The 19,065-nt window shown below is 43.3% G+C and carries 14 protein-coding genes; 6 read left to right on the top strand and 8 right to left on the bottom strand.

Annotated elements, in window-relative coordinates:
* Positions 1-166: 166 nt before the first annotated feature.
* Entirely contained in the window at positions 167-406 is a 240-nt protein-coding gene (locus ACED25_RS18190) for a hypothetical protein (protein ID WP_009846538.1), read from the bottom strand.
* A 256-nt stretch (positions 407-662) separates the two neighbouring features.
* Here ACED25_RS18190 and ACED25_RS18195 point away from each other — a divergent pair, with 256 nt between their 5' ends.
* Positions 663-1,547, top strand: coding sequence for a LysR substrate-binding domain-containing protein (locus tag ACED25_RS18195; RefSeq protein WP_371695829.1), 885 nt, complete (start codon positions 663-665; stop codon positions 1,545-1,547).
* Between the two features lie 167 nt (positions 1,548-1,714).
* Here the strand turns inward: ACED25_RS18195 and tnaA are convergent, their stop codons facing one another.
* The 3 genes from tnaA to ACED25_RS18210 form a co-directional block, all read right to left on the bottom strand.
* The gene (gene tnaA / locus ACED25_RS18200) at positions 1,715-3,187 is read right to left on the bottom strand and encodes a tryptophanase (protein WP_371695830.1); all 1,473 of its coding nucleotides are present in this window, start codon (positions 3,185-3,187) and stop codon (positions 1,715-1,717) included.
* 750 nt (positions 3,188-3,937) lie between these two features.
* Positions 3,938-5,614, bottom strand: coding sequence for a GTPase family protein (locus ACED25_RS18205; RefSeq protein ID WP_371695831.1), 1,677 nt, complete (start codon positions 5,612-5,614; stop codon positions 3,938-3,940).
* The gene (locus ACED25_RS18210; RefSeq protein WP_004733539.1) at positions 5,601-6,713 is read right to left on the bottom strand and encodes a YcjF family protein; all 1,113 of its coding nucleotides are present in this window, start codon (positions 6,711-6,713) and stop codon (positions 5,601-5,603) included. Before ACED25_RS18210 ends, ACED25_RS18205 begins: the two co-directional genes overlap by 14 nt.
* A 239-nt stretch (positions 6,714-6,952) precedes the next feature.
* Here ACED25_RS18210 and ACED25_RS18215 point away from each other — a divergent pair, with 239 nt between their 5' ends.
* The gene (locus ACED25_RS18215) at positions 6,953-7,477 is read left to right on the top strand and encodes a peptide-methionine (S)-S-oxide reductase (RefSeq protein ID WP_371695832.1); all 525 of its coding nucleotides are present in this window, start codon (positions 6,953-6,955) and stop codon (positions 7,475-7,477) included.
* A 256-nt stretch (positions 7,478-7,733) separates the two neighbouring features.
* Here ACED25_RS18215 and ACED25_RS18220 read toward each other — a convergent pair whose 3' ends face one another.
* Positions 7,734-9,506 carry a transporter gene (locus tag ACED25_RS18220; RefSeq protein WP_102383490.1) on the bottom strand — a complete coding sequence of 591 codons (1,773 nt, stop codon included), beginning with the start codon at positions 9,504-9,506 and terminating at the stop codon, positions 7,734-7,736.
* A 542-nt stretch (positions 9,507-10,048) separates the two neighbouring features.
* Here ACED25_RS18220 and ACED25_RS18225 point away from each other — a divergent pair.
* Positions 10,049-10,660, top strand: coding sequence for a toxin-antitoxin system YwqK family antitoxin (locus ACED25_RS18225; protein WP_371695833.1), 612 nt, complete (start codon positions 10,049-10,051; stop codon positions 10,658-10,660).
* 1,055 nt (positions 10,661-11,715) lie between these two features.
* Complete coding sequence (locus ACED25_RS18230) at positions 11,716-12,450, top strand: oligogalacturonate-specific porin KdgM family protein (protein ID WP_009846528.1); 735 nt, start codon at positions 11,716-11,718, stop codon at positions 12,448-12,450.
* A 137-nt stretch (positions 12,451-12,587) separates the two neighbouring features.
* Here ACED25_RS18230 and ACED25_RS18235 read toward each other — a convergent pair whose 3' ends face one another.
* The 3 genes from ACED25_RS18235 to ACED25_RS18245 form a co-directional block, all read right to left on the bottom strand.
* Entirely contained in the window at positions 12,588-13,304 is a 717-nt protein-coding gene (locus ACED25_RS18235; RefSeq protein ID WP_012603745.1) for a 3'-5' exonuclease, read from the bottom strand.
* Complete coding sequence (locus ACED25_RS18240; RefSeq protein WP_017103045.1) at positions 13,304-15,166, bottom strand: DUF294 nucleotidyltransferase-like domain-containing protein; 1,863 nt, start codon at positions 15,164-15,166, stop codon at positions 13,304-13,306. Before ACED25_RS18240 ends, ACED25_RS18235 begins: the two co-directional genes overlap by 1 nt.
* Before the next feature lie 204 nt (positions 15,167-15,370).
* The gene (locus ACED25_RS18245) at positions 15,371-16,090 is read right to left on the bottom strand and encodes a FadR/GntR family transcriptional regulator (protein ID WP_371695834.1); all 720 of its coding nucleotides are present in this window, start codon (positions 16,088-16,090) and stop codon (positions 15,371-15,373) included.
* A 471-nt stretch (positions 16,091-16,561) separates the two neighbouring features.
* On the opposite strand from ACED25_RS18245, the gene ACED25_RS18250 reads away from it, so the two are divergent.
* Positions 16,562-17,284 carry a FadR/GntR family transcriptional regulator gene (locus ACED25_RS18250; protein ID WP_139684996.1) on the top strand — a complete coding sequence of 241 codons (723 nt, stop codon included), beginning with the start codon at positions 16,562-16,564 and terminating at the stop codon, positions 17,282-17,284.
* 149 nt (positions 17,285-17,433) lie between these two features.
* Complete coding sequence (locus ACED25_RS18255) at positions 17,434-18,801, top strand: MATE family efflux transporter (protein ID WP_371695835.1); 1,368 nt, start codon at positions 17,434-17,436, stop codon at positions 18,799-18,801.
* The last annotated feature ends 264 nt before the right edge of the window (positions 18,802-19,065 follow it).

Below are 19,065 nucleotides of genomic sequence, written 5' to 3' on the forward strand. Positions count from 1 at the left end.
CACCCAATAGCGATCTAAAGTTAGAGAACAACAAAATGCCACACGTTACACAACATGCCAAGGCTAGATCGCTAGAGTTTATAAAATACTCCACAACCCAATAACGAAAAATGCTGCACCCGAGGGCGCAGCATTTCTCATGACAATGGTAAGCACATCTTTAACGTTAGTCACGACGACCTGTAAGCTGGATCGTTTGGTCTTGATCAACGTTCTTTTGGAATTGGATTCCGCCGTTAGACGCTTCATTTCTTCCTTCAAGTGTTAAGTCAGATTCAACACGCTCAGCCTTTACTTGATTAGCTTCGCTCGTTGCCATGTCGATAGTACCGGTATAAGTTCCGTCAGCAGCGAAAGCTGTGTTCATTGAAAGAGCCATCAAGCCTAGTGCGATAAACTTGTTCATACATCACCTCATATTATTTTTAATTATTTGTTCGTTTGATATCTGTGTTTCTTTGTTGGGGTAACTTTAGCGCTTGAGTGATAGCGACTCGAGGAAAAGCAAGATTTACCAAATGGAAAATCAAGGGATTAGCGAAGTTCTGACGCGGTGCTGTCTTATGGGATTTTTATTGGCACTATGATATTAGAGTCATACAATCTCAGTACGCCTGCCGCGCCGAGATTACTGCCTATAAAAGGATTCATTTGGAGAGCCTGTGGACATCAATCTAGACATTCAAAATATCCTCGTAATCAAGCGTATGTATGAACTTCGCAATGTTGGATTGGTTGCCGAGTCGCTAGGCAAAACCTCCGGTGCGATCAGCAAGAACCTTTCGAAGTTAAAGTTACAGCTCGATGATCCGCTGTTCATTCAAACCAAACACGGGTTTGAACCCACGACTTTTGTTGAAACCAACATCGAAAACTTTGAGCAGATTCTGAGCAGCGTTGAAGCCATAACACACCAAGTGTTCTCGCCAGAAACTTACCATGGCGATATCAAAATCTACGCGAATACCCTGTTCTGGGAGCGTTTTGGTTCGAAGCTCTACTTTGCTCTGAGTAAAGAAGCCCCGCATGCTCACTACTCATTCGTTCGATGGGGAAGCAATGTGAGGAACAGACTCATCGACGGCGAAGAATCCATAGCGGTTCATTACTTTGATGAAACCTTGCCACAGTCGATTTCTCAAATGGAATTCGGCAAAGGCAAAGTGGTTTTCTTCGTGAGAGAGGATCATCCAGCACAAGACTTTGAGTCGCTCGCCAACTACCCAATCATTCTATTTAAAACCCCGGGATGGAATGACAATAAATACCCTATCCTTGATCGACTTAGGAATATCGGTTTTCACGTAAACCCAAAAATAGAAGTTGACCACCCTGCAATGATTCATGATGTCGTACTTAAATCTGACTATTTTAGTATCACCCTCAATGGCAACGTACCAGAAGGTTTTCGTAGTATTGATTTGCCGGAAAAGCTGACTATCGATGTCAGCTATGTAATGAGCTGTCGTCGCTCACAGAAAGACGCGCCTTTGAATCAATGGCTATTCCAAATGCTAAAGTCTACGCTAAAAAACAAACAAGCGTAGTTCAACATCTAAAGGCCTAAATGATTACCGGGTTAACTGCTTAAAGGCTTAACCGCTTAGCTGCTTAGCTGCTTAACGACATAACTCCCCTACCATCCAAAAAAAGAAAAGGCTCCCGAGGGAGCCTTTGATTATGTTTCTAGTGACTATTCGCTTATGTTTTTATTTTAAAATGCTTCTTCGAGCGTTTGTTCATTCTTTTTTTCTGTTTGTTTCTCGCTGGTCTCTACCTCTTTCAAGCGCGCAGTGAAGTGTCTTAACACCGGCGGCTCGTAAGTAAAATCGAGCCCTTTCACTTGTCCTGCATTCTCTTTCACTTTTTCGAATGCTTCGATGATGAAGTCCATGTGCGTTTGTGTGTAGGTCGCGCGTGGAATGGTTAAGCGCAATAATTCTGCAGGACATGGATGTTGTTCACCGGTTGCTGGGTCGCGACCTTGCAGCAATGAGCCAATCTCAACCGCTCTGATACCCGCGACTTTATAGAGTTCACACGCCAAAGCATGTGCTGGGAACTGACCTGCAGGAATATGAGGAAGCAGTTTACCCGCATCCACAAACGCAGCATGACCGCCTGCTTGCTGGCACACGATGCCCATCGCTTCTAAGCCATCAACAAGGTATTGCACCTGGCCAATGCGGTACTCTAACCAATCTTGGCGCATACCGTCATACAGACCAACCGCAAGACGCTCCATTGCGCCGCCTTCTAACCCACCATAGGTTGGGAAGCCTTCTTGCACCACACACAAAGTTCGACACTCTGTGTACACATCCATGAAAGAGTCGTCTTTAAAGCACAACAAGCCGCCCATTTGTACCATGGCATCTTTCTTGGCAGACATGGCTAAGCCATCCGCGTATTTGTAAGACTCACGTGTGATCTGTTCGATTGTCCAATCTTGATAACCGACTTCACGCTGCTGAATGAAGTAAGCATTTTCAGCGTAGCGTGCAGAATCCATAATTACTGGGATGTCGTACTTCTGAGCAACTTGATACACGGCTTTTAGATTGGCGATAGACACTGGCTGCCCACCAGCAGAGTTACAAGTAATGGTACTCACAATGTAAGGAACATTAGCAGCCCCCGCTTCTAAAATAGCTTCTTCCAGTTTCACCACATCGAAGTTGCCTTTGAAGTCCGCATTCACTGAGGTATCGAACGCTTCTTTGGTATAAACGTTCTTCGCCACACAGCAATTCACTTGGGTGTGACCTTGTGTTGTATCGAAGAAGTAGTTAGACAGGGCGACCATTTTGCTGCGATCGAGTCCTTTCTCCATTTCACGCTTCTTGATAAGAACAGGAATGTAGATCTGCTCTGCGCCGCGCCCTTGGTGTGTTGGAATCGTCAACTCGTAACCGAAGATATCCTTAACCGCGTTCGACAATGCGTAGTAACTGCGGCTACCACTGTAAGCTTCATCCCCCATTAACATCGCGGCTTGCATACGCTGAGTAATAGATCCTGTTCCGCTGTCTGTCAGTAAGTCGATAAACACATCATCACTATCAAGTAAGAATGGGTTCATCCCCGCATCGACAATGGCTTGTTCACGATAGGCACGAGTTGTTCTTTTTACTGGCTCTACAACACGAATACGAAACGGTTCTGGTAGATGTTTGAAGTTTTCCATAATAATACCTTTCAATACATTCCGATCAGGTCGAAATCTATTTTCTTTAGATGTCACGAATCCTCACCATTAAATTATTAGTTCCGTATAAATACACACATAAAATTAACAGTGAAAATAAAAAATTAAAAATTAAAAATGACTTATTAATCAAACCTAAACAGAGGCTGAGATAATTAGCGAGAACGACAAAACAACGAATATTCCGCACGAAATAATAAGTGCGATATTCATGCGTTCAAAGGTTATCAAAGCTGCTGATAGGTAAACAAAGCATGCTGCTTTGCTGGCGCGTGACGCCTAGAGGGTACTACTCTGAAGAAAGGCGGAACGAGAGCTGGTGATCTAAGGTATACCAAGCTAACAAGGTTAGCCATGTTGTTGATTGCCATTTCAGATACATGTTCACAATATATCCCTACGTTGAAATCAAGATGAACCGAAAATTAAATATAGTGCAATTGTTTTATAAATACAGCTTAGAAAAGTATAAATGTGATCAAAATTTGGAATGGTAATTAAATACGATAGCATGTTATATAAACTGTGAATCACAGCCGTTTATATACTATTAAACTAGTTCAACGAGTTACTTAATAATATCGAATCTCTTTTGAACTCAATATCTCTCTAATAAGAGGCGAAGATGGCTGTTTTCTAAAAAGCTATCTTCTAGAAATCTACTAAGCTAAAAACGCCAAGCTCTGATGAGGCTCAAACCTCACCAGAACCATATTCGCAGTGAATGACTTACTTCTTCTTAACAGCTTGCTTGATGGCCATTTCAGCCAGTTTTGGTGTCGCAGCTTTCAATGCGCTGGGTGCCACCTTCTTACCCGCCTTGACCGCTTTATTCAGTTGGCCTTTAACCGACGTCCCTCTTTTCATTGCTTCTAAACGTTGGCGGTTTCTTTGCACGTTATTTGCGTCAGCGATACGCTCGATCAACGTCTGCCTTAAAGTATCTAAACCAAACTGTACCTTTTCTGGCGCAATCGCCAGCGGTAACACGATATCGGTTTGCAGCAATATATTATTGTATTCGAGCGCTTGAGCAATGATCTTTGCTTTGGTCGATGTTGGATTCTCTAAGTCATACGGCGGTTGCCAATCGTCTACAGGCTTTAATCGGTCTACCTGATTCACAACCGACACCACAATCGGTTTCTTGCGTGAGATGTTCTTAGGATCGTCATAGAAAGCATCAAATCTATCTTTCAATTGCTTATCCAAATCACGCGCAGATTGATTGGCTTTAAGCACCCATAACACCACATCGGCTTGGGTCATCTCTTTCAGCATTAAGGCTTCGATTTTAGGATTGCCATCAAGCCCTTGAAGATCAACCACGCGAACATCATTGTCGTCGACAAACGCGTTGTATACGGTTGAAGTGTCGGTTGATGGTAGAACATCGACCTCGGCAACCAGCTCTTGCTTAAGGGCATTAATCAGGGAGGATTTACCCGAACTTGTTTGCCCCACCAGCACAATTCGCACAGGCTCTAATTCAGGAGCAAAGCGTTGTTCGTCGAGTTCAGAAACATCGGACGCTTTCAATGCTTCATCTTCAATGCTGAAACGCCCGCTATAGAGATCAATCGCCACCGCCGCGACTTCATCTAACAAGGCTTGTTTGGCGGCGTATTGCATGTCATCAACCACACCTCTTGTCATTGAAGATGTCGCTTGCTCTCTCCCTAAATCAGAAACAACTTTTAACGGGTTCAAATAGAGGTTTTTGAGGTGATTCCCCCAAATAGCGGCCTTAACGATCTTCTGCCCTAGCTCGCCATATTTATCATAGGCTTCGTAGCCCGCCTTAATGTAAGAAACCTTGAGATACTCAATGCCGGGTATATGCTCTCGCACTACCAATTTGTAGCGTCGGCTTACCTCTTCAAACAGCTTTAGTCCTTCAGGAATCGAGAAATCGAGCGATTTTTTATCAAACTTTCTCGCAACAAATTCAAGTACCTCTAAACCGGTTTGGTCTAGGTTGCCCCACTCTATGTCGACCATTAATTGTTGGCGTACATGGTGTTTTGAATCATTCCAAATCGACAGTTCTTTTTGAGACCAATCAGCCGAAGCCTTAACCAATGCATCGTTGATATCAGTTTTGTTATGTTGTGATTCAGAATCAGAAACATCCTCACCAAGGTCGTCACTCTCTTTGTTTGAGAAGGGCTCCGTACTTGAAGATCGGCGTGAAGAGCGGCTAGAAATGAACAGAGGAATGGTGAACACCAAGGTACTCACGGCAATGGCAATCGACATTTCGAGTAGATAACCGTATTTGACCGCCAAGAAGACACCAAAACCCATCATGATAATGCTTGGGAAGATCGCCGAAATCAGAGCAATGCCCCAACGGCCGCTCGATAGCACCGCCAGTAATCGAAATAGGTTTCTAATTTTCTTCATAGCCCGACGCCGCCTTTCCTTTTTTCAGGGATTCTTTGTAGATCTTCTGCATCTCTTGTTCAGACACTTCTTCGCCTTTGTTCTTATGATAGAAGTAAAAACAAGCCGCGCGACCTAAACCATAAGAGGTGCCGAAACTCATTGCCGCTGCAGCCACTGCCCCTACCGTTTGACCATAAACTGGAATCAGCTTTATCAACTGTCGAGTGCCCAGCTTCATTCCGTATTGCAACGCAAAGCTGCTTCCCAGAGTGCCTATCAACTCACTGAAGACTCTCTTGTTCCATTCGACCCCATATTGATTCGCTAAACTATGAAGCATTTTCGCTTGAATCGCAGGTACCGACACCAAACCAACACCCGGAATCAAGTCACTGGCGGCTGCACTTCCTGCGTACCAAAGCACTTCATTTTCTACTTGATCAAAGTTGGCTTCTTCTTGCGTGGAATGCTCTTTGTCTTGCACCATCATTCCAATAACAGGAAGAATACTGGTCAGCTTTTCTAACAAGATGTCATAGTTGTAAATTGAACCACTGTTATTGCTCGAGTCATCCGTTTCGAAATCGACTGCTACCGATTCAAACTCTTTACCCCAAGCCTTCTCGACTTGGTTGGTGTTGAACTGAACCTGCCTTGCTCGATCTGGTTCACTGGAAGACAACACTGCAGTATGAACCAGCAGCAAGTGTTTAATTTTCTTCTGTTTCTTAATCTGCTTTAGAGCCGCAAGCACTGAGGATTGTTCAGGTTCGTCGGCTTTCATTACAACGACTAACGCATTACCTGCCTGGCCAATCTCTTCCAGATCCTCTTTCGCATCATAATTCGCTTCGCTTAATCCTCTGGTATCGAGAAAGCGCATCACGGGTTTGTCTTGTGGAAATTCGTAAGACATCGCCGTCATGGTACAAGGCGCAAAACCATTGCCCACTTCTACAGAAGAGTCGCCAGTCACCGCCTGAATAAACGATGACTTGCCCGCCCCCGTTTTTCCCAACAGCCACAATGTCGGCAGATGCTGACGCTGGTATTCATGGGCCTGAGTAAGATCTGGGTTCTTGCTCGGATTTATGAAGTCTTTTATTTGATCAAACATGTTCAGAGTAACGCTCACTTGATGTTGAGATTCGAGTTGATGACAAAGCAATACTGACTTATATAATCACAAATCATATTAAACTTATGTTTGTTCAGTCGCACAGGTTTACAATACCTAAACGCTTGTTTTTATTTGCGCGCTCATTTTTATAGACGCTTTTTTATACGTGCGGGTATCATCGTATTGATTCACACATCGCACAAACATCAACAAACACAGAGAAGTAAAAGGTAAGTATGGAACAAATTTATTTAGCTGGCGGTTGCTTATGGGGCGTACAGGAATTTATTAAGTACGTTCCTGGTGTTATCAGCACAGAAGCAGGTCGTGCCAATGGAAGCGCCCAGCTAACCGAAAACGGGACGACACAATGCAATAGCACGCAATGCAATGGCACACAAAGCGATTACGATGGCTATGCAGAGTGCGTACAAATTGAATTTGATCCAAGCGTCACGTCTGTAATGATTTTGATGAAACACTTGTTTGAGATTATCGACCCTTACAGCGTCAATAAACAAGGTGTCGATGTCGGAGAGAAGTACCGCACAGGCGTATACAGCACCAACGCAGCACACTTAAAAGAAGCTAAGCACTATATTGCTTCAAGAGATGATGCCGACCGTATCGCACTCGAGATATTGCCGTTAACTCATTATGTCGCGAGTGATGATATCCACCAGCATCACCTAAGCCAGTTCCCTGAAGATCACCACTTATGCCATATCCCTTGGGATCTGCTGCATAAGTACAAATCCTAGACTTAAACGTTACGCCTTGAGCCCTGAGCCCTGAGCCCTGAGCCCTGAGCCTAGAAACAGAACACTAAAAAGCCCCAATAAGCATTTACCTATTGGGGCTTTTTAAATTATTTCAGTATGAGCTAAAGCCAGAAAGCTTATTGAGTGATTTTCAAAAGCTCTCCGTACATATCACATTAAACTTTGGCAGTTCAAACGAACGGCTACCGCAATCGGTAGCCGCTGTAAAAAGTTATAGTTTTTGATTTAAAAGGAATTAGCCTTCGGCTGGCGTCACTTCGTCTTGTTGCTCGACTTTGTCATCGACCGCTTTAACAAGTAACAGACCGACAGAGAACACAATCAAACCACACAGAACGAATACCATGCGTCCCCACATAGGGTTTGGCAGTACGAACATTGTCATTACGCCCACACCCGCTACCGCGATAAGTGAACCCAACATACGACGTTGCTTGTTATCCAGTTTCTTCTGTTCATTACTCTCAGCAACTAACGGTGTTGCTAGATTGTTGAAGAACTTGTCGACATCTTTCTCACGGTGTTCCGGTAATGGCTTGTAGAACAGTGTTGAAAGAACGAAGAAGCCAGCAGTAAATACGATGTGACCGATAAGGCCGATAGCCACTTTCAGGTCAGCCCACTCACGGCCAGTTAGTTCGTTTAGACCGAACCAGTTTTGAATCATGTCCGCTGTGATAACGAAACCAACGAAGTAAGAAACCACACCACCGACTACTAGCGTACCCCAACCTGCCCAATCCGGTGTTTTACGGATGAAGAAGCCACAGAATGCTGGAATTGTCATAGGGAAGCCGATCAATGCGCCCACGTACATCATGGTGTCGAAAAGGCTCAGACCTTTAAGAGAGTTGATGAACAGAGCAACCAAGATGATCGCGATACCGAAGAAAGTAGACGTTAGCTTAGAAACAACCATTAGCTCTTTCTCTGTCGCTTTAGGACGAAGAATCGGCTCGTAGAAGTTCTTAACAAAGATACCTGAGTTACGGTTTAGACCAGAGTCCATTGAAGACATAGTCGCAGCAAACATAGCGGCAATCAGAAGGCCAACCATACCTGCAGGCATGTATTCTTGAACAAAGTAAAGGTAAGCGAAGTCAGCGGCTTTGCTGCCAGCGTCTGGGTAAGCTGCTGCTAAATCAACACCTTGACCTGCCATGAACCAAGAAGGCATGAACCAGATGATTGGACCAAGCGTCATTAGTACACAAGCAAGCAGTGCAGCTTTACGTGCGTTGTTTGAATCTTTCGCTGCAAGGTAACGGTAAGAGTTAAGCATGTTGTTGGTGATGCTGAACTGCTTTAAGAAGATGAACACAGCCCAGATGCTGAAGATGCTCATGTAGTTCAGGTTATCACCCGTAATGAATGAATCTGTTGGGAAGTCGTTAACGATCTGCGTAACGCCGCCACCGTGGTAAATCGCAACCACAGCACACGTCACCGTTACCGCCATGATGATAACCATCTGCATAAAGTCAGATGCGATTACCGCCCAAGAGCCGCCTGTTACTGACATTACCAGTACAACCAGACCCGTTAGGACAATCGTCGTTGTCATATCAAAGCCGAAGATACCCGATGCGATGATCGCAAGGCCGTTCAACCAGATACCAGCAGAGATAACGCTGTTTGGCATGCCAGACCAAGTAAATACTTGCTCATTAACCTTACCAAAACGCATACGAATCGCCTCAATTACCGTCACAACGCGCAGTTGGCGGAACTTCGGAGCGAAGTAAAGGTAGTTCATTAGGTAACCGAATGCGTTCGCGATGAAGATAATCGCTACGGCAAAACCATCGGTAAAAGCTTTACCTGCTGCACCAGTAAATGTCCAAGCACTGAACTGGGTCATAAATGCGGTTGCACCTACCATCCACCACAGCATATTACCTCCCCCACGGAAGTAATCACTTGTCGTACTTGTAAACGTTCGGAACATCCACCCTATCGCAATTAAGAATAGGAAGTAGATGCCAACTATCAGGGTATTGAGTTCCATCTTGAGACCTTTTTATTCATGTTTTTTGTTAAGGTCACTATAGATAGATGGCAATCACATTTGTACTACAATAATTTAAATGCGTGACAGTAATCTTACAGTCCAGGACTTAAATAATCATACAAGTGATCGAGTTCAAATTTGCAACAACAGTCAACACGATGCATCAAACTTACACCTCCCAAACGTTAATTTTCAGTTCAAACATCAAAGACAAGAACCATAAAACACCAAGACACTGATATATAACAAAATAAGCACAAAGGACAAATAACTAACATAGATGCTAACGTCATATACGAGCCATCTACAAGGTAAATGGATAGAGAAACTCCATTTACCAACAAAGTGAAAATGTTTATTTTGTATGATTACTAGATTCTACAACTAAATAAAAAACCGAACCGTTCCGAAGTTCCGCAACTTGGCACCTCAATAATGAAAACTTGAAAACCACTAATAAAAGCTGACAGTCTTTCACGGAAGTGAAATGCTTTTAACACACCGATTACACTTTCCCCGTCCATTAAAAAGGTGTCATTATGAAGAAATACGTCCCAATCTTAATTGCTCTTAGTACGATGTCTTCTATGAGCTATGCAGCCACCAGCAATGATGATGTTGTTGACTATTTGCAGATGCGAAAAGGCGTGGCTTACCAAGTCAACCATTCAAAGCCATTTACTGGCCAATTTGAAGAGAAGTTCGATAACGGCCAAATCGCGACCAAAGCCCAATTTTCCGATGGTCTAGAACTTGGGTTAGAAACAAATTGGTATCAGAATGGCCAAGTCGCTTCTAAAGTGAATTACGTTAAAGGTAAACTGCAAGGCAAGGCTGAAACCTGGTATCCCAACGGTCAGAAAAAAGCTGAGCTCAGCTATAAAGACAATGAGCTGTCGGGTGCTGGCTCTCGTTGGTATCCGAATGGCGAACAAAGCCTAACAGCCGAATTCAGTCACGGGAAAACAAATGGATTAGTAACGAACTACTACCCTAATGGCAATAAGGCTAGCCAAGCGAAATTTGATGAAGGCGAAGTAGCAAACGGGAAACTCACTCGCTGGAATACTAACGGTGACAAGGTTGAAGAACTGACCTTTAAAGACCACAAAATCACGTCTAAACAAGTTTGGATGCCGACAGAAAGCTAGTCCAGTATAAGTTTGTGCTAAGGGCTAGTTTACTGAGACTGTCCTAAATCCTGTATAATTGGCCCATAGCACTGCTCTTCCTGAGCGCATATTACTAGAACGGACTGCATTGTCATGAGGCTACTTTTCAGAGGTAATCTCAGCGTGAATAACGTTGATCTTATCTATCAACCTCACCTACCTATCAACCCCACCTCTTCGTACCTGATACATTGAAAAGTGCAACTGCAGTAGTGGGTCAAACGGATTCACTTGAACGTGCGGTGAGCAACCGAAAAGCTTAATCGTTAATCGTCTTGATAGATGCCCCAGATAACCCTCAACTCAGATTTCAGACAAAAAAACGCTCATGTTGCCTGTATCAACATGAGCGCAAGGGCAGATCTTCACTACCATGTCCTACCTTTCTAAACGAAAGCAGAAGTTATAATTAGAATAGTTGGGAGCAATAATTAAGGTATTACCTAAAACACCTTAATTATTTTTTTTAACATAGACTGAAGACTGACAGCCTTCTCCACCTCTAGCTTACTGTCCCCAAAACAGATAAAGCCCACATGTTTCAATTCATTCAAAAATTCACATCGTCGATGGTTCATCCGACAGCATTAGACAACCTGCCCTCATACCAATCTCAAATTCAAGATCAGCTTTGTCGCTCAGCCATCATAGTGATCTTATTCACCCACCACCCGAACGCCAAAGAATAATAATGTATTACAAATAAAATCTACAGTGAAACATTACTATTTTTGCTATAGCGCACATTACAGAAAGAACCCCTAACAAATAAATTAATATTTATTCTTTTAAAACAATGAATTACTTAACTTATCAATTTGTAACGATCTGTGTAAATGAGATTTATGATAACAACAAGATCTAATTCACAGATCGACCTTCACATTATCTATAGCATATTTGTATTATTTTAATGCAAACAGAGCTCGGCGAATTCAACAGATTTAAAAAGACTGTTGCATTAATCAAACGAATTACCCTATTTGGCTCTAACTTGAGGCCAATACTCAACCTATAAATATGGAATTAATACCATGAATAAAACTAAAATCGTGATTGCTGTGGCATCTGTACTCGCTGCTGGCTCTGTATCTGCGGCGTCTTTCGATATGAGACACGAATACAAGAGTCATACAGATCAACACGCTACTCGTGTAAAACTGGGCGATAGCATTGGCAACTTCCTTGTAGATATCGAAGCGAAATTCAAGGGAGAAGACGGCGAGTTTATGGAAGATTTGAAGAATAATGGTTGGGAACTTGGTCTTAATTATCGCCATGTGCTTAACGATAACTGGACGATGACTTACGGTATGCCAATAGAAGGTCGCGAGTCTGGTGTCACATACAAACCTCAAGTTCGCGCGACATACAGTGTCGACAGCATTGACGGTTTAAGCCTAAGTGCACGTTACCGTTACGATATGAGACAGAACACAAAATCAATTGCAACTGACTCAGACGGCAAGCCAATCTTAGATAACGGCTACTTAACTTATCAAAACGATGAAAACCAACGTCGCCATCGCTTAACAGCAAACATCAACTACTCAATGGAGAACTGGCGTTTCGGTTTTGAAGGTAACTACTACAAAGCAGATGATTACAACATCTACGACAACGATGATACAAACTACGAGTTAAATGCAAGTATTCGCCACATTATGGGTCAATGGGCACCATATGTAGAGTTTGGTGATGTGAGTACTTCATCGACTAAAGCGACTCGTGAACTGCGTAGCCGTGTTGGTCTAACTTACAGCTTCTAATCGATAGCTATATAAATAATCTAAGGTAATTACTGTCCTAATTTTCTAAGACCTAAACAAAAGCCAGCTTAATCGCTGGCTTTTCTTCTTTCAAATCAGGTCATTCAACAATGATTCGCTTACAGGAAGATACAACCCTAACGGCTGATCCGATATAAAAAGGAAAGTGTCACTTCATCATTAGGCACGACTCGCTTCTGCTGAGCCAAAAACAATTCCGCTGTCGAAACGGCATCGGCTAATGCATTGTGGCTGTTGTACTCAGGAAGCCCGTACCTTTCGCGAGTCCCTGCCAAGGTTAAATCGACTTCTTCATGATTGCTGATCGCTTTCTCCATGCTTTTCTCAATACACAAGGTATCAAGCCAAAGCAGAGGAATCGCTCTTAAACCGTAGCATCGAAGAAGGTATTGGCTAATGAACTTCTCTTCGACCACACAAGCGTGCGCGACGATGATCTTACCTTTTGCGGCTTCGAAAAACGTCAGCATAGCATCATGAATTGAAGCGCCCTCTTCCAGCATTTGTGGTGTGATGTGGTTGATAACTGCAGTTTCAGCATTGATCTGCGAATCGTTATCCAGATAAATATGCTTGGCGGACGCTAAGTCTATTCGCCCCTTGACCACATCGACCCAACCCATAGATAGAATAAGGTCTTGCTCGCTGTCTAAGCCTGTAGTTTCAAGATCTAAAACGATATATTCGCTATCTTTGGCCAAGTCCGTCATCTCTGGGCAAGGTTGATCCACAAGAGCATGTAACGCCTCTGGCAGCTTAACCGTATTCAAATATTGCTTTCGTGTGCGCTTAATTTTCTCAAGAGGATGAAAGTAATTTAAAAACGATTTCATTAGCGTGCTCCGAAACGGATTTTCGCGGCTTCTTGAAGGTCAGCAATGATCCTAAAGGCATCTTTCAAGTGTTTACGCTCAAAGCTACCAAAGCTATCTGGGTTGATGTTGTTGTCAGGCACATCCCCGTTCTTCAGCGCTTCAAGTTGATGACCAAATCGGAAAGAGAGAATGAACTGGTAAGAGCCCAGAATGTTCTTGAATGCGTCGTCGCTCAGCATGCCTTTTTCATTGGCAGCTGCGAAACGTTCATCGGTTGCTGACAAATCACATTCCACCGCTAATCCGTAAATACGCGCAAGATCAATAATCAAGTTAATGGCGTACTTCTTCACATTGAGTGTTTTCTTGTTCTCACCCGATTTCTCTAGAACCAAACTATTGAAAATACCCAATGGCGGGTTGGTGTTTACCGCATCTTTCACTAGTGTGCTTAAAAACTCACGGTTACTGCGAATGTTAGAATGCAACTCATCACGAAGAATGCCTTCGAACTCACTGTTGCCATAGATGGTTCGAATTTCTAGGAACACACTGATGTTGAGTAAGCGTTCGTACTCAGGGTTAGCCACCCACTTCTTGTAGTAGTGCTTCCAAACGCTGAGTGGCTGACACCATTTTGGTGTCGCAGCCATGAATTTACCCGGACACAATGGATAATCACAACTCGCTAATCCGTTAGTCACCATCATCGCTAAATGTTTGAAGTAAATACGGTCACTGTCTGTCGCATCGTCAGAGAGTACAATCGCACTATCTTGATCCGACAGCATATGAACTTCATTACGAGCGTGCGAGCCCGCAACAATCCAAGAAAAATCACAAGGTGGTGGGCCTAACTTATCAATCGCTATCTGAATCAATCGGCGTGTGTAGGCGTCCATAATCATGGTCATGACCTTACCTACGGTTTCCGGTGCAACCTTGCCTTCCACCAGCGCTTCAAAAATAGCTTGTCGCTCTGGGGTAAACGAAGACATGGTTTTCACACTGCCCGCGTATTTGATTTTCTCGATTAAGAAGATCGCTTGGACACGGTGGTTTTGAACTAAGTGAGACGTAGTGAGAAGACCAACGACCTTATTCTCTTTCACAACGGGCAAGTTACGGATGTTGAATTGCATCATGATAGACGCAGCATGCAGCACCAGATCATCCGGTTTTACCGTCAGTGGAGAATGCGTCATCACCTCGGAGATCAGGCTATCAGTGCTGACACCGTGGGCGATCACTCGCTTAGTCATGTCACGGTCGGTAATCAAACCAACAATGGTTTCACCCTCATAGATCACGGCACATGGTGAGCGTTGATGAAGCATTTCAACCGCGACCGACTGAATAGTTTGTTCAGACTTAACGATAGCCACCTGCCCGCTTGCCACTTCTTCAACCTTACGAATGAACAAGCCTTTTTCTTTATTTGACCACACAACATCAAGTGCCGACTTCAACCGAACCTGCGCCTGTGATGCAAAGTGTTCTGCGCAGCTTGGGAATGCCTTGAACAACGCTTGAAGCGCCGAATGTGGAATCACATAAAGTAAGCTATTTTCGATTGCGATCGCTCTGTAGCCTTTCTCGTCATTAACTTCAGAATCTAAGAACGTAAAGCCGAACAAGTCTTCACTGCCTAAACGAGCACGAAGTACACCGTCTGACTTTCTTTGCTCCATAGAACCGGTTCGGATGATGTAAAGCGACTTTTCTTTACCCGACTCACATAGATCAACCACATCCCCCTTGCCGAGATAAGTGATCTGAACATTGGAGGCAAGTTCACGAAGTGCTTGTTTAGGGATCTTATCGAAAGGATCTATCTGACCGATAAATTGAAGAATATTTGGCAAAAGAGATTGAGGCATAACCATACTCGCATTTGTTTGATTAGTATTATTATATAATTAATATATCGAGTTGCGAGTTGATTTTTAGGTTGAATAGCAGAATTGATCAAGTTTTAGAGATCAGAATAAGAAGTGCAATGTCAGAAACATAAAAATACAGATACAAAAAAGCACGCTAAATGCGTGCTTTAAAATTTGTAAGGGCACATCAAGTGCTTTCAGTTAGCTTGTTACAGGCAATCGGTGATTTGATTCTTGCAAGTGACTTGCCGAAACTTGGCGTGCTTTATCACTATTGCCTGCCATAATGGCTTCGTATATTGCGCGATGTTCGTTAATGCATGTGCTGCCTTCTTCTGAAGAGTGCACAATAAAGTTAACAAACATCGTCGTCAATATGTTGCCAAACGGTAAGTAGAAATCATTACCCGTTGCATTGAAGATAAGGCTATGGAACTTCATATCAATATCTAACCAGCGAGCTTGATCAAGCGTTTCTTCGCTAGAAATCTCTACCATTTTTTGAAAAATTTCTGATAATTCAATACGTTGCTCTGCAGTTGCAAACTTAGCTGCCAATGCACACGCTTCAGGTTCAATCGCACGACGTAAACCTAAAAACTGATGACAAAACTGATCGGTATCAGCTAGTCCATCCATCCATTCGATAAGCTGAGGATCTAAAAAGTTCCAGTATGCACGGTCGACAACACGAGTACCGATTTTAGGACGAGATTCTAATAGGCCTTTTGAAGTCAGAAGCTTAACTGCTTCTCTTAATGCAGTTCGACTGATACCAAATTGCTCACATAGAGCCATTTCACCAGGGATAATAGAACCTTGAGGCAAATTGCCCGACAAAATACCACGAGCGATTTCACGTGCAACTTGCACATGAAGGCTTCGCTTAGAGCCTGAAATTGAATTGAAAGAGCCAGCCATGTGTCTACTTACTTATAAGATATGTATTATTTAAACCGGATTATAGCACTGATTTATATCTGCACCAACTTAGCGTATGAATAACGAGAGGTCACTACTGATATGGCCTAGAGCAACATTTAACCTACTTTATACGTATTATTCACATAAAACCAAACCTAACTATTTATTCATACAAATAGTTCTTATTTACATATTTTCGTATGCGTGAACTCACAAAACCACTCTTACTCTCCCTAATTATGCCGTTAATGATCAGTTTTGAGATGAACCCTCTTGAACATGGCAAGTGTTATTGTATGATTTATATAAGGGTAAGCTGTAAGATAGGCGACTCTGATGTGTAGCGATTTAAAAAGTACTATTCGATGAGGGAAAACCTCACACTATATTAGACGTATACACTGACACCAAAACGCCAAATTCGTCTGGCTTTTTTTGTTTTTAAAGTTTCAATTTCAGGTGGTTTAAATGTCAATATTTACATTGGTGGAAGATTCAAGCCGCCGAATTCATGTTCAAGTAGCGAGACAAATTGCTCGCAAAATCTTGTCCGGCGAGCTAGAAGAAAATCAGAAATTACCCAGCGAAATGGAGTTGTGTGAGATCTTTGGAGTCAGCAGAACTGCGCTTCGAGAATCGACTAAGCTACTTTCAGCCAAAGGGTTGATTGAATCTAAGCCTAAAGTAGGCACTCGTATCAAGCCAAGAACGCAATGGCACTTTTTAGATCCACAATTACTGTATTGGATTCAAGACTTAGAAGACACCAAACCCTTCTTGTCTCAATTCTTAGGCTTAAGAAAAGCGATTGATCCAGAAGCGTGTGCACTTGCGGCATCCAACGCTACGGTAGAGCAACGCAAAGAGCTTTCGATTCTGTTCCAAAAGATGACCATCGCAGCAAACGGCTTTGATTATGAAGAGTGGACAACCAACGACCACCTGTTTCACCAAACGATCTTCCTATCGACGGGTAACCAATTTTATATTCCGTTCGCAAACATTCTGTCGACAATCTTCAAGCAGTTTATCGACCACTCTGTCGAAGGCGGTCGCTTTTGTTTAGAAGAGCATAAAGCAATATACGATGCGATTATGTCAGGCAATGCGAATCAGGCTCGAATCGCCTCTCAAGCTTTACTTGATGATGAAAACCAAAAGCTGTCTCGGGTTGAACTAGCCATCGCATAATTAAGATTTACCAGACTGACTCGTGCATCCCAATACACGAGTCAGTCATGTTTTAGTGCCCATTTTTTAACCATCCATTACCGTAGTGTTTCACCTATAAATGGTGAACTCGGGTCCTCTCAGAGAAAACTTACGGTTATACACATAAGGTGTTGTTTGTGTCTTCGCAATCGTATGTTAGGAAAAACTTCTCTCTCGCTTGGCCCCTAGCCTTAAACGCATTATTGATGCAGTCGATGTTGATGATCGACACGCTATTGGTTTCTCCGCTCGGTGAGATTCCTCTTGCTGCCATGGGGATTGCTACGACCATCATCGCGTTTGTGTTGGGTATTCAAATGGCGCTGGCGAATGGTACGCAACTGGTTCTCAGCCGTGCGGTTGGTTCTGGTGTCACCTCTTCGTTATCCAAAGCATTTTGGGCAGGATTGTTCATCAACTTTGGCGTCGCAGCAATATTCTGGCTTCTACTTACCTTTTTTGAACAACCTTTGATTCAAGCCTTAACCGACGATAAAACTCTTCACCTTGAGATCAGCCACTATCTGGATATTTCAAAATATCTGGTGATTTTCACTGCATTAACGCAGGTGATCATCGCGTTGTTTAACGGGTTAGGAAGAACCAAAGTTCCGTTTAAAGGCTACTTGATCGAATTGCCGATCAACGCTGTGCTCTCTTATGTGCTTATTCACGGCTTCACAAACTTTGACGGGATTGGCGTACAAGGTGCAGCGCTCGGCAGCGTTATCGCTATCACCATTCGTCTTGTGTATTTGATTCTGTGTGTTCACTACGACTCATCTGTTTCATTAAAATTGGATACGGAAAAGTCAGAGTTCATCACCAACATTCGTCGCCATTTCATTGAGATATTCCCTGTCGCTGCAAATGTGACCATGCTTTCGATTGGTGCCACGATTTACCAATTGCTGTACTCGCAACTTAATATCAACGCCTACGTAGCGATTACCTTGGTAATGCCGTGGATCCGTGCCGGTACTCAATTCATTACCGCTTGGGCTCACTCTTCCGCGATTACGATCAGCCAAGCGATCGGTTCGAAGCAAATGGATGACCTGACCAAAAACGTTGATACCAGTATCGATGTTGCGGTGGGCATTTCGGTAGTTTGTGCGGTGATGTTTGCAGGATTAAGTTTGGTGATTGGCGATGTGTATCCAGACTTGGATCCTTCTACCTATCAAGCGCTGGCTGTGATTACCCCGCTCTACATCTTCTTGCCGATCGTTCGTGGCTACAACACCGTTCACGGGCACGTGTTAAGAGCGCTAGGTAAAACGACCGATGTATTCAAAATCAACTTTACTGGCCAATGGGTCGTTTCAATCCCGCTTTGCGCATTGATCATCTTTGGTTTAGACGGTTCTATCTTTTGGGCGTTTGCTATCCAACCATTCGAAGAGATAGTTAAAGCGTTCCCATTCCGACATCTAGCACGTAAGTCTTTAAAAGAGTTTGATGCGAACAAAGCCGACGAGCTGATGTATGACTAATCGTCTTACCTAGCTCCAGAAAAAGCTTTAGCTGAGCTGTCGACAACAACCTTGCCACTTGGCGAGGTTGTTTTGTTTTAGGAGCCTGACTTTGGAGTGTAGGTAAGTAGTAAGTAGCTGGAGGTTTGGTTGATATGAGTTAACCAACGTTTAAACATTGGATAAGATTCACCGTCAACGCATCACTAGAAACGCTTGGGGCGAGCTCGACTCACAAAAAGGCCACTTAACGTTGTGTTAAGTGGCCTTTGAACATGTTCTTTG

This window comes from Vibrio sp. 1F263 (genome assembly GCF_041439035.1).
In the GTDB taxonomy this organism is placed as follows: domain Bacteria; phylum Pseudomonadota; class Gammaproteobacteria; order Enterobacterales; family Vibrionaceae; genus Vibrio; species Vibrio tasmaniensis_A.

Coding starts and splice junctions, on each gene's coding strand:
- ACED25_RS18240 (WP_017103045.1), bottom strand. CDS start 15,166: ATGCCTCAATCTCTTTTGCCAAATATTCTTCAATTTATCGGTCAGATA.
- ACED25_RS18245 (WP_371695834.1), bottom strand. CDS start 16,090: ATGGCTGGCTCTTTCAATTCAATTTCAGGCTCTAAGCGAAGCCTTCAT.
- ACED25_RS18215 (WP_371695832.1), top strand. CDS start 6,953: ATGGAACAAATTTATTTAGCTGGCGGTTGCTTATGGGGCGTACAGGAA.
- ACED25_RS18210 (WP_004733539.1), bottom strand. CDS start 6,713: ATGTTTGATCAAATAAAAGACTTCATAAATCCGAGCAAGAACCCAGAT.
- ACED25_RS18225 (WP_371695833.1), top strand. CDS start 10,049: ATGAAGAAATACGTCCCAATCTTAATTGCTCTTAGTACGATGTCTTCT.
- ACED25_RS18220 (WP_102383490.1), bottom strand. CDS start 9,506: ATGGAACTCAATACCCTGATAGTTGGCATCTACTTCCTATTCTTAATT.
- ACED25_RS18235 (WP_012603745.1), bottom strand. CDS start 13,304: ATGAAATCGTTTTTAAATTACTTTCATCCTCTTGAGAAAATTAAGCGC.
- ACED25_RS18190 (WP_009846538.1), bottom strand. CDS start 406: ATGAACAAGTTTATCGCACTAGGCTTGATGGCTCTTTCAATGAACACA.
- ACED25_RS18230 (WP_009846528.1), top strand. CDS start 11,716: ATGAATAAAACTAAAATCGTGATTGCTGTGGCATCTGTACTCGCTGCT.
- ACED25_RS18250 (WP_139684996.1), top strand. CDS start 16,562: ATGTCAATATTTACATTGGTGGAAGATTCAAGCCGCCGAATTCATGTT.
- tnaA (WP_371695830.1), bottom strand. CDS start 3,187: ATGGAAAACTTCAAACATCTACCAGAACCGTTTCGTATTCGTGTTGTA.
- ACED25_RS18205 (WP_371695831.1), bottom strand. CDS start 5,614: ATGAAGAAAATTAGAAACCTATTTCGATTACTGGCGGTGCTATCGAGC.